Annotated in this window: 11 protein-coding genes; 5 read left to right on the forward strand and 6 right to left on the reverse strand. The window is 71.5% G+C overall.

Features of this window, described 5'->3' with window-relative positions:
- Positions 1-181: 181 nt before the first annotated feature.
- Positions 182-499: an HGxxPAAW family protein gene (locus tag ACTOQ2_RS07470; protein WP_440098973.1), complete on the forward strand. Its 318-nt coding sequence runs from the start codon at positions 182-184 to the stop codon at positions 497-499.
- A 238-nt stretch (positions 500-737) separates the two neighbouring features.
- Positions 738-1,928: a winged helix-turn-helix domain-containing protein gene (locus ACTOQ2_RS07475; protein WP_440098974.1), complete on the forward strand. Its 1,191-nt coding sequence runs from the start codon at positions 738-740 to the stop codon at positions 1,926-1,928.
- A gap of 174 nt (positions 1,929-2,102) precedes the next feature.
- Here ACTOQ2_RS07475 and ACTOQ2_RS07480 read toward each other — a convergent pair whose 3' ends face one another.
- The 6 genes from ACTOQ2_RS07480 to mtrA all read right to left on the reverse strand — a co-directional run bounded on the left by ACTOQ2_RS07480 (position 2,103) and on the right by mtrA (position 9,318).
- Positions 2,103-2,807: a response regulator gene (locus ACTOQ2_RS07480; RefSeq protein ID WP_440067432.1), complete on the reverse strand. Its 705-nt coding sequence runs from the start codon at positions 2,805-2,807 to the stop codon at positions 2,103-2,105.
- 94 nt (positions 2,808-2,901) lie between these two features.
- Positions 2,902-3,561 carry a ribosome hibernation-promoting factor, HPF/YfiA family gene (gene hpf / locus ACTOQ2_RS07485; protein ID WP_440067434.1) on the reverse strand — a complete coding sequence of 220 codons (660 nt, stop codon included), beginning with the start codon at positions 3,559-3,561 and terminating at the stop codon, positions 2,902-2,904.
- 518 nt (positions 3,562-4,079) lie between these two features.
- Complete coding sequence (locus ACTOQ2_RS07490) at positions 4,080-4,784, reverse strand: ComF family protein (protein ID WP_440098975.1); 705 nt, start codon at positions 4,782-4,784, stop codon at positions 4,080-4,082.
- Positions 4,785-4,972: 188 nt separating this feature from the next.
- Positions 4,973-6,721, reverse strand: a complete 1,749-nt coding sequence (locus ACTOQ2_RS07495; RefSeq protein WP_440098976.1) for an LpqB family beta-propeller domain-containing protein — start codon at positions 6,719-6,721, stop codon at positions 4,973-4,975.
- Between the two features lie 172 nt (positions 6,722-6,893).
- Positions 6,894-8,615, reverse strand: coding sequence for an MtrAB system histidine kinase MtrB (gene mtrB, locus ACTOQ2_RS07500; protein ID WP_440067440.1), 1,722 nt, complete (start codon positions 8,613-8,615; stop codon positions 6,894-6,896).
- Positions 8,616-8,640: 25 nt separating this feature from the next.
- Complete coding sequence (mtrA, locus tag ACTOQ2_RS07505; RefSeq protein ID WP_030907316.1) at positions 8,641-9,318, reverse strand: MtrAB system response regulator MtrA; 678 nt, start codon at positions 9,316-9,318, stop codon at positions 8,641-8,643.
- A 343-nt stretch (positions 9,319-9,661) separates the two neighbouring features.
- Here mtrA and ACTOQ2_RS07510 point away from each other — a divergent pair, with 343 nt between their 5' ends.
- From ACTOQ2_RS07510 to ACTOQ2_RS07520, 3 genes are read left to right on the forward strand one after another with little or no spacing between them, the layout of a single operon-like run.
- A complete protein-coding gene (locus ACTOQ2_RS07510; protein ID WP_440098977.1) occupies positions 9,662-10,966 on the forward strand; it encodes a hypothetical protein in 1,305 nt (434 codons plus the stop codon).
- On the forward strand, positions 10,951-11,592 hold the full coding sequence (locus ACTOQ2_RS07515; protein WP_440098978.1) for a DUF4129 domain-containing protein: 642 nt from the start codon (positions 10,951-10,953) through the stop codon (positions 11,590-11,592). Before ACTOQ2_RS07510 ends, ACTOQ2_RS07515 begins: the two co-directional genes overlap by 16 nt.
- Entirely contained in the window at positions 11,589-12,902 is a 1,314-nt protein-coding gene (locus tag ACTOQ2_RS07520; RefSeq protein WP_440098979.1) for a DUF4350 domain-containing protein, read from the forward strand. The genes ACTOQ2_RS07515 and ACTOQ2_RS07520 overlap by 4 nt, the downstream gene beginning before the upstream one ends.
- The last annotated feature ends 32 nt before the right edge of the window (positions 12,903-12,934 follow it).

Genomic DNA, 12,934 nt, shown 5'->3' on the forward strand with positions numbered 1-12,934 from the left:
TGCCATCGTAGGCGGTTCCGCCACCAGACACAGCCACCCTGAAAGACGCTCTTGTGGCCGATGGAGTTCCTTGCCCGCTTCTTTGAGAGAGTACGACCAGCTTCAGAGGGTATGCCGCTCTTTGTCATGTCCGTGATGAATCCGCGCGGGCGCGTCGCCGTGCCTGGAGGGAGGAGCCGTGATGGCAGAGGACGCGCGTCAGGCGACTGGCGGAACCCACGAGGGCCAGGGGGGTGACGGCGGTCCCGCGGTCCACCAGGGCTCCGGGGGCCACGGCGGCCGGGCGTCGTCCTGGCTGGCGGTGACCGTCATCCTGCTGGGCTTCACCATCGCGGGGGTCGCCCTCTGCCTGGGCCCGAACTGGCCCCTCCTCTGGATGGGCACGGCGGTCTGCGTCATGGGCGGCATCCTCATGCTGGTCTTCCGCGTCTTCCAGGACATCGTCGTCGAGGCCCCTCGCTCGATGAGCGGCGGAAGCGGCCAGGGCGTCCTGGACTGAACGGCCGGCTCGGCGGAGGCACCTCTCCTGAACCGAGCGGTCTCCTGAGCCGACCGGCCGGCTCGGCGGAGGCACCTCTCCTGGACCGACCGACCGGCCGACTCGGCGGGGGCACCTCGCTCGACGTGACTTGCCCTGATTCGCCCTGATCACGGACATCCTGACACCGGCGTAGCCTTTTCGTCGGTGTCAGACGCTAGCCTCGGCCCACGACGTGTTGTCTCCCCCTGGGGCGGTCATGCAGCTTTTTCTTTCCTCCGACGAGGCCCGCCGTGTCATCCTCCGCGCCCAGGGGTTCCTGGGCGCGGAGGCCCGGCGAGGCGGCGCTCCCGCGACCCTGCGCCGCCTCGGGGCCGTCCAGCTGGACACGATCTCCGTGCTGGCCCGCTCCCACGAGCTGGTCGCGTACGCCCGCCTCGGCGCCGTCGGCAGGCAGGAGGTCGAGCGGGCCTACTGGGACGAACCGGCGCGGGCCTTCGAATACTGGTGTCACGCCGCCTGCATCCTGCCGATCGGCGACTGGGCGCTGTACGCCTTCAGGCGGAGATATTTCCACGCCAGGAAGTTCCGCTGGCACGAGGTGCCCGACAGTGTCGGCAAGGTGCTGAACCTGGTCCGCGAGAGCGGCCCGGTCACCACCGCCGACATCGGCGGCGCCAAGAAGGGCGGCCCGTGGTGGGACTGGTCCGACTCCAAGATCGCCATCGAGTGGCTGCTCGACACCGGCGAGGTCGTCTGCACGCGCAGGGTGGGCTGGCGACGCGTCTACGACCTGGCCGAACGCGCGGTCCCCGCGGACCTGCTGGCCGAGGAGCTCTCCGACGCCGAGTGCGTCACCCGCCTCGCCGGGATCGCCGGGGTCGCGCTCGGCGTGGCCACCCGTGCCGACCTCGTCGACTTCCTGCGCCTGAAGGCGCCCGAGGCGCGGCTGCTCGACGCGTGCCTGCTCGACGGTTCCACCGGGCTGGTGCCCGTCCGCGTCGCGGGGTGGCCCGAGCGGGCCGCCGACGCCTGGGCCGACCCGGCCGCGCTGGAGACCGAGCCCAGGGGCCGCCACCGCACGACCCCGCTCTCCCCGTTCGACTCCCTTGTCTGGGACCGTGCCCGCACCGCCCGCGTGTTCGGCTTCAACCACCGCCTCGAGGCGTACGTGCCCAAGGAGAAGCGCGTCCACGGTTACTTCACGATGCCGGTGCTGGCCGGGGGCAGGCTGGTCGGGCGGATCGACCCGGCCCGCGAGGGGGCGACGCTGGTGGCCCGCCAGGTGAGCCTCGAACCCGGTGTCGCGCCGGGCAGGGGGGCCGTCTCGCTGGCCGACGCCCTCTGGGAGGCCGCGAGCTGGGTCGGCTGCGAGGCCGTCCGGGTCGAGCGCGTCGATCCCCTCCTGGCCGGCCCTCTCCAGGACGCCCTGCGCCGGAACGCTCCCTGAGCGGGAGGAGTCCCGCCGGACCGGGTCGTTTCCCGACCCGGGACGACCTGTCCGGCAGAGCCGCCCCCGGAGCCGGAACGCCGGGTCGGGGGGCCGGGCCGCGACATCGGCTCGGGACGCCTGTCCCGAGCCGGAGTGCGGTGACCGCCGGGCGGTCACCGCACCGGCCGCGTGTCAGGTGATCTCGAGCATCCGCTCGCGGACCGCGTAGACCACCGCCTCCATCCTGGAGTGAAGCTGAAGCTTGTCCAGGATGTTTCTGACGTGGTTCTTCACGGTGTTCTCCGAGATGAACAGCTGCTTGGCGATCTCGCGGTTGTTCATCCCCTTCGCGACGAGGCGGAGCACCTCCATCTCCCGTTCGGTCAGGCGTGGAACGGGGAGCTGCGGGGGCCGCTCGGCCTCCTTGCGGCTCATGCTGGCGAACTCGCTGATCAGTTTGGCGGCCATCGCCGGGTTGATCAGCGACTGTCCTTCGTGGACGCCGCGGACGGCTTCCGGGACCTCGTCGAGCTGGACGTTCTTCAGCAGGTAGCCGGTGGCACCCGCCTTGATCGCCTCGAAGAGATCCTCCTCCTCGTCACTCACCGTCAACATGATGATCCGCGTGCTCGGCACCGAGGCCTTGATCTCACGAGTGGCCTCGATACCGCTCCTCCGTGGCATCCGGACGTCCATGAGCATGACATCCGGAGTGAGGCGGTCGGCGAGCTCGACCGCTTCCTGTCCGTCGCTCGCCTCGCCGACAACCTCGATGTCCGTCTCCGCTGCCAGCGCCATCTCCAGACTGCGGCGGATCAGCGCGTGATCGTCAACGATCAGCACGCGGATCGGTTCGCCGCGTCCGGTCGGGCCGGTCGCGTCGTCGGGTTCCGTCACGCCTCCTCCTCGGGGGGCCAGAGCCGGTGGACCGCCATGATTACACGGGTTTCATGGTCCTCGGTTGGTCGGAGAGGATCTTCGAATGCGTTCGTCAGGGCTCAACGAGCCGCAGCACGCCGTAGTTGTACCCCTGTCGGAGGTATACGACGCTTGGCTGCCCGCTCTCCTTGTCACGGAAGAGATAGAAATCGTGTCCCACCAGTTCCATCTCAAGAAGTGCCTGATCGATCGTGATCGGATCGGCCTCGTGGAACTTCTCCCTGACCATCAGCGGCCCGTCTCCATCCATCTGGATCGGGATGATGGTCTCGTCCTCCGGAACATCGGTCTCGGCCTGGGACTCGGCCGGCGACTGTTCGGTGAGCAGGTTGGCCGGGGCGCTCTCGAACGATTCGGCGAGCGCGGTGGCCGTCAGCTCCGCGACCGACGGAGGGCAGTGGTTTCCGTGATGGATCTTCCTGCGATCGGCGAGACGCCGCAGCCGTCCTTCGAGTTTGCCGAGTGCGATGTCAAGGGCGGCGAAACGGTCGTCGGCCGAAGCCTCCGCCCGGACCGCGGGACCACGTGAGTGGATCGTGAGCTCGACTCGCTCTCGCTGGTCGACGATACGGGGATTACGTTCCTTGGACACCTCCACGTCAACGCGAATGAGCTTGTGGTCCAAACGCTCGATCCTGGCCAGCTTGGTGTTCACGTGGTCACGGAATCGGTCACTCACTCCGGTGTGCCGACCCTTGACGATGATCTCCATGCACAGCCCCCCTTCGAATCTCGACGGTGGTATTGCGACACCCGCTCGGCCGACCTGGTCTTCGTCCCCACATCCGCCTGCTGAGGGTTTCGCAGCTCTTTGCCACTACATGCCCTTCTCTTCTGGCAAGGAACATCTGGCTCCTTGGGAAGGCAGGACTTACCTCTAAGCCGCACCGTGATCGATCGACGAAAAGTCGTCTTACGTGGACCGTTTGGCCTGCGGCTGGCATCGGCTAGCCGGGCCGGCCTCCTCGCGGAGGTCGGTCCGGTGCAACCACGGACCCGAGCGGGTGCCATGGCTCAGACGCTATCCGCATCCTGGCCGAATGTCAGCCTGACGATCGGCCAAAGGATCACTTTGCGTAATTCACAGCCGGGTGGCCGGCTCCCAGGTCTCCTGTGCTCGCGGGTGAGCGACATCACAGGCGAAGGCTTCTCGCGTTCGTTGAGCTGCCGGAAAGTACCGCAGGACAGTGAGATGTGGCTTCCAGGTGAGGCCGGAACCGGTGCGCCGTCTCACCCTCCGTCACGATCACCGGTTTTGGATCTTCGGCGTGTCGCGGCGACCGTGGCGGCGAGGGACGGCGTCACCCCCGCCTCGCGCATCGCCCTGGCGGCCTCCGCGAGCGTCGCACCGGTGGTGACGATGTCGTCGACCAGCACAATCGCCTCCGTACCGCCCCAGGAGCGCGGCACGGGCGCGTTGCGGCCGACCGTGACCGTGAAGGCGGTGGACAGATTCGCGGCCCGCTGGAGGGAACTCAGCCCCGCCTGGTCGGCGACGCGGCGGCGCTGGGCAAGAACCCTCGCCACGCTCGCGGGCCAGCCGGCCTGGCGGAGGTAACCGGCCGCCAGCCCCGCGAGCCTGGCCACCGGATCGTGCCCGCGGCGCCTCAGGGCCGGCCGGGCACTGGGCACCGGCACCAGCAGCACCGGCCGCTCGCCGGCCGCCGTGGCGACCGCGAGGGCGAGGGCCCCGGCCAGGGGAGGGGCGAGGGCCGTGCGACCGCGCTCCTTGTAGGCGATGATCGCCCGCCGCACGGCGGGGGTGTATTCGGCCGCCGACCAGCACTCGGGCAGGCCGGACGGGACGGGATCGGGCATCCGGAGGGCGGGCGCTCCGTGAAGCTCCGCCGCGCATCGGGGACAGACGAGGGCGCCCGGCGCGTCGCATCCGGCGCAGCGGGGCGGCAGGATCAGGTCGAGCATGGCGGTCGTCACGGATCCAAGGTTTCAGATGGCACCGACAAAAAGCCCAGCCCAGAGTACCGGAGGGGGGTTCGGCGCCCGTGGGGCGGCGGCGGCCGGCCCCGCCCGGCGCCGGGGTGGTCCTCCCGGAAAACGCCCCGACCCAGGGCGAAGGCCGCGCACCGACGAGCCCGCCGGGGCTCAGCCCAGGCGACCGGGGTTCAGCCCAGGGGGAAGGCCGGGGAGGAGGGGCCGTTCTCGGTGAAGTCCGTGGTCCCGGTCTCGTTCTTGATCAGCGGCTCCCACTTGGTGGAGTTCCAGAACAGGACCTGCTGGTCGCCCTGCTCGTCCCTGGCCCCGGCGAGCAGCGTGCCGTCCAGGGCGGTGATGCTCTCGATCCGCGAGTCGAAGGGCAGGGACTTGGGCTCGGCGGTGACCGAGGCCTCGAGCAGCTCCGACTTGCCGGTGAGCGCGTACAGGGTCTTGCCGTCCTTCCAGGCGATGTCCTTGATCGTCCGGTTGCCGTCGGTGTCGACCACGGTCTGGAGGTTGGTGATGCGGGTGCTCTCCCGATCCCCGATGACGGTGCCGACCTGGACCTGCTCGCCCAGCCCGTCCCTGACGACCACCGCGACGTGCACGCCGTCCCGCGCGACCTTGAGCGACTCGATGTGGAACGTCTCCAGGTCGGGGGCGGACACCCGGTACCGGTGCTTGTTGTCGCCGTCGTGCCTGGTGATGATCGAGGTGTGGTCGTTGGGCCGGTCGACCGTCCAGAGCGTGTGGTAGCGGTCCCAGGCCGGCGGGGCGAGGGAGACCCCCGTGGCCCACACCCGCCACTCGCCGCCCGCGGCGAGCGGCGCGACGGAGACGCTCCTGCCCCCCTCGGAGAGCGCCGCCACCTGCTGCAGGGGCTGGCCGCTGATCGCGGGGCGGGTGAGCCCGACCCCCTTCTGGCCGGCCCTGCCCGGCACGATCCGTCCGACGTTCTCCTTGTCGAGCAGCCGCAGCGCGCCGTCGGCGAGATAGAACGGGTGGACGGCGTCGGGAGTCGTCCAGGGGTCGAAGTTCGACTGCTCCTGGGCGTCGATCTGGAGAGGCGCGTCGGGATGGTACGGCTCGCCGTTCACCGTGACCTCGAAGCCCCAGCCGCCCTTGGTGAGCGCGGCGAGGGTCGCGGCGAGCTGGGCCGACATCGGGTCGATCAGGTCGGAGTCCACCCGCCTGGTGAGGTCGACGACCACCCTGTTGTTCTCGATGGTGACGTCGATGAGCTCGGTGTCGGTGAAGGCGGTGCGCACCGCGTCCTTGAGGGAGCTGCTCGGCCCCCGCAGCAGCCGCTCGACCGTCGTCTTGGCGAAGTTGGAGCCCGGGTCGATCGGCACCCGTACCTGGTCGACCACCAGCCCCTTCCACTGGGAGTCGAGGAAGTACAGGTCCACGGGCAGGTAGCCGCGGGCGACGTCGGCCTCGGACAGCAGGAGGCCGTCGGGGGCCATGCTGATGCGCCACTCGCCGTCCGCTCCCCTGGCGAGCGTGAAGGGCTGGTTCAGCGGGCCACCGCTCGGACGGTATCGACCATCCTGGTCAATGATGGCGGTTTTGGTGCCCTTAAGCGTGACCTGAGCCTGCTTGTCCTCATCCGTGAGGGGAGCGAACTTCTCGTAGTCGCCCTGCCGGTAGACCGTGACGCCGCTGCGCGGGTTCCACTTGGCGGCGAAGTCGCCGGTGAGGTACTTGCGGGCCACCTGGAAGCCGGGGTCGTCGGGGCTCGCCATGGCCGCGCGGAAGCCGGTGACGACCTCCTCGGGCGACCAGCCGGCCTTCGGCGGCATGGCGATGACCCGCGCGTACGGGTCGCCCAGCGGGCTGCCCTTGCGCTCGTTGTCCACCGCGACGACGGACTTGCCGCCGGTGGGGATGACCGAGCAGGCGGTCATCCCGTAGACCAGGGCGATCGCCAGGAGCACCGTCCCCGCGTTCCGCGCGCCCGCCCTCAGCGCCGGCCCGCGCCCGTGTCGCCTCTCGCCGGCCCGGGGCCGCGCCGCGCCTTCTCCCGGCACCGGCCCGTACCGCGCCTCGCGGGTTCCGGGCCGCGCGGCGCCTCTCGCCGGCTCCGGCCGGCGTCGCGCCCGTTCGGTTCTAGTCCGCATCGCGTCCCCCGTCGGCCACCGCCGGCGACAGCACCGGCGTCACGTGCCCTCGCCACGTGCGTCGCATCTCGACCTCCGGGGGTACGAGCGGCAGGGGCGAGCCCCTGAGCACCGCCCCGGCCACCCGGGGCAGCGAGAGCCGGAACTGCGACCCCTCGCCGTGCGAGCCCCACGCCTGAAGCCAGCCGCCGTGCAGGATGGCGTCCTCGCGGGAGATGGCCAGGCCCAGGCCCGTACCGCCGATCGTGCGCGCCCGGGACGGGTCGGCCCGCCAGAACCGGTCGAACACCAGGTTCTCCTCGCCGGGTTTCAACCCCACCCCGTGGTCTCGTACGGCCACCGCCACCGCGTCCCTGTCGGCGGCGACCGAGACGATGACGTCGCGTCCCTCGCCGTGCTCGATCGCGTTGAACAGCAGGTTGCGCAGGATGCGCTCGACCCGGCGGCTGTCCATCTCCGCCATGCACGGCTCGCCGGGAAGGCGCAGGTCGAAGCGGGTGGAGTGGCGCTCGGCCAGCGCCTCGGAGTCGGCGACGGCGCGGAGCACCACGTCCCTGACGTCCACCGGGTCGACGTCGAGGTCGGCCGCGCCCGCGTCGTAGCGGCTGATCTCCAGGAGGTCGGCGAGCATCGCCTCGAACCGGTTGAGCTGGTTCTGCATCAGCTCGGCCGACCTGGCGGCCATCGGGTCGAAGTCCTCGCGGGCGTCGAAGAGCAGGTCGGCGGCCATCCGCACGGTGGTCAGCGGGGTGCGCAGCTCGTGCGAGACGTCCGAGACGAACTGGCGCTGCACCTGGGAGAGCTCCTCCAGCTGATGGATCTTCAGTGCCAGGTTGGCGGCCATCTCGTTGAAGGAGGTGGCCAGGCGGGCCAGGTCGTCCTCTCCTCGCACCTTCAGCCGCTCGTCCAGGCGCCCGGCGGCGAGCCGCTCGGCGGCCTGCCTGGCCAGCCGCACCGGCGTGACGACCTGGCGGGTGACCAGGGAGGAGATCGCGGCCAGCAGCAGCACGAGCCCGGCGCCGACGAGGATGATCATTTGCTGCACCGAGGCGAGAGTCTGCTCCTCCCTGTCCAGCGGGACCAGGTGGTAGATCTCGTACGACGAGTCGAGGCGGGTGCCGATGATCATTCCGGGCACCGGCTGCTCGGGCTGCCCCTTGTAGTACAGCGGGGTGTACCAGGTGCTGTCCTCGCCCGCCTCCTTCTTGAACAGCTCCTCGCGCTGCCTGGGCGGGATGCTGCGGGGGTCGATGTCCGTGGTCCCGTAGAACGCCCCGGGCAGTTCCTCGTTCCGGATGATCACCGAGTAGCGGCTGGCCGAGCCCGCGCGCCGCGCGAGCGCCTCCGTGGCCTGGCCGAGCGGGCTGCCTCCCGCCGCCTGCGGCGCCTGGCCCGGCTCGACGGGCTGCTTGGCGGCCTCGGCCGCCGGCTGGCTGAGATAGCCGAGCACCGCGTTCCTGTCGGCCTGCGCCTCGCTCTTGGCCGCGCTCTCCCTGGTCTCCAGGGTGGTCCTGATGATCTGCTGCATGAGGAAGACGCCGAGCACGGCGACGACCACGATGGAGATGACCATCGTGCTGGTGACCACGCGCAGCTGGAGCGAACGCCAGAAGACGCGGCGCGCCCGGCCGGCCACGCGCCGGGTGCGGCGCCGCACACCCCGCAGCAGCTGGCGCGGGGTGCGACGGCGTTTCTTCGGTGCGGGAGGCATCTCGGGGTCCGGGGGAGGTCGGCGGCTAGGCCGGCCCGGCCTTGTAGCCGACCCCGCGGACCGTCACGACGATCTCGGGGTGCTCGGGGTCCTTCTCGATCTTCGCCCGGAGCCGCTGGACGTGCACGTTGACCAGGCGGGTGTCGGCCGCGTGGCGGTAGCCCCAGACCTGTTCGAGCAGGACCTCGCGGGTGAAGACCTGGCGCGGCTTCCTGGCGAGGGCGACCAGCAGGTCGAACTCCAGCGGGGTGAGGTTGATGGTCTCCTCCTCCCGCTTGACCGAGTGCCCGGCGACGTCGATCGTGATGTCGCCGATCTGCAGGATCTCCGGCGTCGGCTCGTCGGTGCGGCGCAGCCGGGCGCGGACCCTGGCGACGAGCTCCTTGGGCTTGAAGGGCTTGACGATGTAGTCGTCGGCCCCCGACTCCAGCCCGAGCACCACGTCGATGGTGTCGCTCTTGGCCGTCAGCATGACGATCGGCACCCCGGACTCGGCCCTGATGCGCCGGCAGACGTCGATCCCGTCGGCGCCGGGCAGCATCAGGTCGAGCAGGACCAGGTCCGGCCGGGTGTCGCGGAACGCGTCGAGCGCCTTGTCACCGTCGGAGACGAAGGAGGGTTCGAAGCCCTCCCCGCGCAGCACGATACCGAGCATCTCGGCGAGAGCGGCGTCGTCGTCGACGACCAGCACGCGTCCTTTCATGGCCCCTCATTCGGTTTACGCAGTTCGGGAGTTATTGGGATAAACCGCTCGATCGTCGAAGATTACCCTTGTCCGCCTACTGGATGACACCGGTCGACGACCGGGCGTCCAAATGACGAATTTTAGGCGCACGCAACGTGAAACGCGCAGTGGTGCCCCCCTACGGCCGCCGCCGGCCCCGGCGACTGCGGACGCCGGGCGGTGATGACCACGGTCACAGTCTGCGGTAAACCACGGCGTCTCGGCCATCCCTCCGCCATCTCCGCCGCTCTCCGGAAGGATGAAACGTTCGCGTGATCGCCCGATCACCACGGATGGCGGGTCCACATGTCAGGATTGGGATATGTCAGACGGTCACGGCTCCACTCCCGGCGCTCCCGACACGCCCCCCGGCTGGGCGTCCAACCAACCTCCGCCGTACGGAAACGCCCCGGGATCGCCGTGGACCGCGCCCGGACCGGCGTCCGGCACTCCCCAGGGCCCGCCCCGAGGGTTCCCGCCGGGCCCTCCGCCGGGCCCCGGGCAGCCCTACGGCCAGGCGCCGTACCAGCAGCCGTACCAGCAGCCGTACCAGCAGGGTCCCTACGGTGCGAGCGCGCCGCCCCCCGCGATGCGCCCCGGCATCATCCCGCTGCGCCCGCTCGGCCTGGGCGACATCCTCGACGGCGCGATCAAGCTGATGCGCTCCAACCCCAAGAGCGTCCTGGGCCTGTCGGCGATCGCCGCCGCGCTGGGCGCGATCCCCCTGGCGGTCGGGCAGGCGATCATGCTCACCTCTCTCGCCCCGATCGTGGAGAACCCGAACGCGGCCCCTCCCGAGGAGAGTTTCCTCACCCAGTACGGCGGCAGCCTGCTCTCCTTCGCGGTCCAGTTCGTCGCGGTGACGCTGCTGACCGGCGTGCTGACCCGCATCCTGGGCCGCGCGGTGTTCGGCGGCAAGATGACGGTCGGCGAGGCCTGGACGCTGACCCGCAACCGGGTGCCCACCCTGTTCGGGCTGGTCGTCGTCAACCTCGTGATCCTGTTCGTCCCGATGGCCCTGATCGTCGGCCTGTTCCTCGCGCTCGGCGCGGCCGGGGCCGGGGTCTCCGCGGTGGCGGTCGTGGGCGTGGTGGCACTGCTGGCCTACGTGGTCTACGCCTTCTTCGTCACCACCCGGCTGCTGCTCGCCCCGGCGGCCGCGGTGCTGGAGCGGCGCGGCGTCGTCGACTCCCTGCGCAGGTCCTGGCACCTGGTCTCGGGCGGCTTCTGGCGGACGCTCGGCATCATGATCCTCACCCAGATCATCGCCTTCCTGGTCGGCCAGGTGCTCGCCTTCCCCTTCGTCCTGGGCGGAAGTTTCTTCGCCATCCTCGGCGGGGGCTCCACCGGCGCACAGATCGCCTCGGCGGTCCTCATCGCCGTGGGCGTCACCCTCGGCTCGATGATCACCTATCCCTTCCAGGCGGGGGTGAACGGCCTGCTCTACGCCGACCGGCGGATGCGCTCCGAGGCGTTCGACCTGGTGCTCCAGACCGCGGCGATCGAGCAGCGGCGACAGGGGTGGGTCCACGCGTCGGCCGACGACCTGTGGGATCCCTCCGTCACGCCCGGAGGCCCCACCCAGCATGGGTCCCCCGACCAGGGAGCCCCGTGGTCCCACTCCTGACGTCCCCGATCGACGTCGAGCGCGAGGAGGCGCGGCGCCAGGCGATCCAGGAGCTGCTCAGACCCGAGTACGCCAAGGAGTCCCTGGTCGACCGCCTCTGGCGGAACGTCAACCAGTTCCTCGGCGACCTGCTCGACCAGGAGTCCCTGGGCGCCGCCGGCAGCGTGGCGGCGCGGGCGGCCCTCCTGGTGATCGTGATCGGGATCGTCGTCGCGCTGCTCCTGATCGCCCGCAGGACCGCCGGGGGCGGCACCTCCCGCGCGGAGGGGATCTTCGGAGACCGCCGCCTCACCGCCGCCGAGCACCGCGAGGCCGCCGAGCGGCTGGCGGCGGAGAGCCGGTGGGCCGAGGCGGTCCGCGAGCGGCTCCGGGCCGTCGCCCGCGATCTGGAGGACCGCGTGATCATCGACTACACACCCGGCCGTACCGCCGACGAGCTGGCCGTCGAGGCCGGTCGCGCGCTACCCGCGCTCGCCGCCGAGCTGGCCTCCGCGGCCCGGGTGTTCGACGACGTGACCTACGGCGAGGTGCCCGGCACGCCCGAGGCGTACGGGACCATGCGCGATCTCGACGATCACCTGCGCGCGGCCCGCCCGGCGCCCGTCGTACGGTCGGACGCGCCGTGAACCCCGCCGCGCCCGGGCAGCCGGGATCGACCGCCCCCGAGGCCACCTCCGAGGCCGCTGCCGAGACCTCCGCCGAGACCGTCCCCGAGACCTCCGGGCGGACCGGCGCGCGGGCCGGCTCGCGGGCCGCCGGGCAGGCCGCCGCGCGGGACTCCGCGACGACCTCCACCTCGCCGACCGCCGCCGGCCTCTGGCGCGGCGGCAGGGGCGCCCTCCTGGTGGCGCTCCTCGTGGTCGCCGTCGCCGTCATCGGCGTGCTGCTCGGCGGCTCCGGCGGGCCGGGCAGTACCCTCGACCCCGCCGGCACCTCGCTGTCGGGAGGCAAGGGCCTGGCCAGGCTGCTGCAGGCGCGGGGCGTACGGATCGAGCGGGTCACCTCGGTCTCCGAGGCCGTGGCGCTGGCCGGGCGGGCGGGTCCCGCGGGCAGCACCCTGCTGGTGAGCCCGGACTTCCCGCTCGACGAGGACGAGGCGGAGCGGCTCGCCGCACTGCCCTCGGACCTGCTGGTGGCGGGGGTGCGAACCCACCTGAACGTGCTCGCGCCGGGAGTGGTCCCGATGCGGGAGGCGCGGGCGCGCTCCCGCGAGCCCCGGTGCGGGCTGCCGGCCGCGGCGAGGGCGGGCAGCGCCTACACCGGCGGCGTGGCCCTCACCCCGCCCCCCGGGTCGATCGGCTGCTACCCCGCGGACGGGGTGCCCACCCTGGTCTCCCACAGCGGCGCGGGCCGGACGGTCACCGTCGCGGGCGACGGGCAGTTCATGACCAACCTGCGGCTCGCCGAGGACGGCAACGCCGCGCTGGCGGCGAACCTCGCCGGCGGGCGGCCCACCCTGATCTGGCTGACCGCCCCCGAGACCGCCTCCCCCGCGGGCGGCGGCGGCAAGGCGGGCTTCTACGACCTGGTCCCCGAGGGGGTCAAATGGGCCGTGGTACAGGTGCTCGTCGCGGTGCTGCTGCTGGCACTCTGGCGGGGCCGCAGGCTCGGCCCCGTGGTGGCCGAGCGGCTGCCCGTCGTCGTGCGGGCGGCCGAGACCGTCGAGGGACGTGCCAGGCTCTACCGCGCGCGGCGGGCCCGCGACCGGGCCGCCGCGGCGTTGCGGGCGGGCTTCACCGACCGGGTCACCCCCCGCCTCGGGCTGCCCTCGGGGACGGGACCCGACGCGCTGGTGAACGCGATCGCCGAGCGGACCGGCCAGGCGGCGTCGCACGTGGGCGCCGCCCTGTACGGACCGCCGCCGGTCGACGAGGCGGGGCTGGTAGCCCTCGCCGAATACATGGACATCGTGGAAAGGCAGGTCGGAAAGTCGTGACCACACCACCGGGGAACGGCGGTCTCACCGAG

It is taken from the genome of Streptosporangium sp. H16 (assembly GCF_051918855.1).
Taxonomy (GTDB): domain Bacteria; phylum Actinomycetota; class Actinomycetes; order Streptosporangiales; family Streptosporangiaceae; genus Streptosporangium.

Coding starts and splice junctions, on each gene's coding strand:
- ACTOQ2_RS07475 (WP_440098974.1), top strand. CDS start 738: ATGCAGCTTTTTCTTTCCTCCGACGAGGCCCGCCGTGTCATCCTCCGC.
- mtrB (WP_440067440.1), bottom strand. CDS start 8,615: ATGCCTCCCGCACCGAAGAAACGCCGTCGCACCCCGCGCCAGCTGCTG.
- mtrA (WP_030907316.1), bottom strand. CDS start 9,318: ATGAAAGGACGCGTGCTGGTCGTCGACGACGACGCCGCTCTCGCCGAG.
- hpf (WP_440067434.1), bottom strand. CDS start 3,561: ATGGAGATCATCGTCAAGGGTCGGCACACCGGAGTGAGTGACCGATTC.
- ACTOQ2_RS07510 (WP_440098977.1), top strand. CDS start 9,662: ATGTCAGACGGTCACGGCTCCACTCCCGGCGCTCCCGACACGCCCCCC.
- ACTOQ2_RS07470 (WP_440098973.1), top strand. CDS start 182: ATGGCAGAGGACGCGCGTCAGGCGACTGGCGGAACCCACGAGGGCCAG.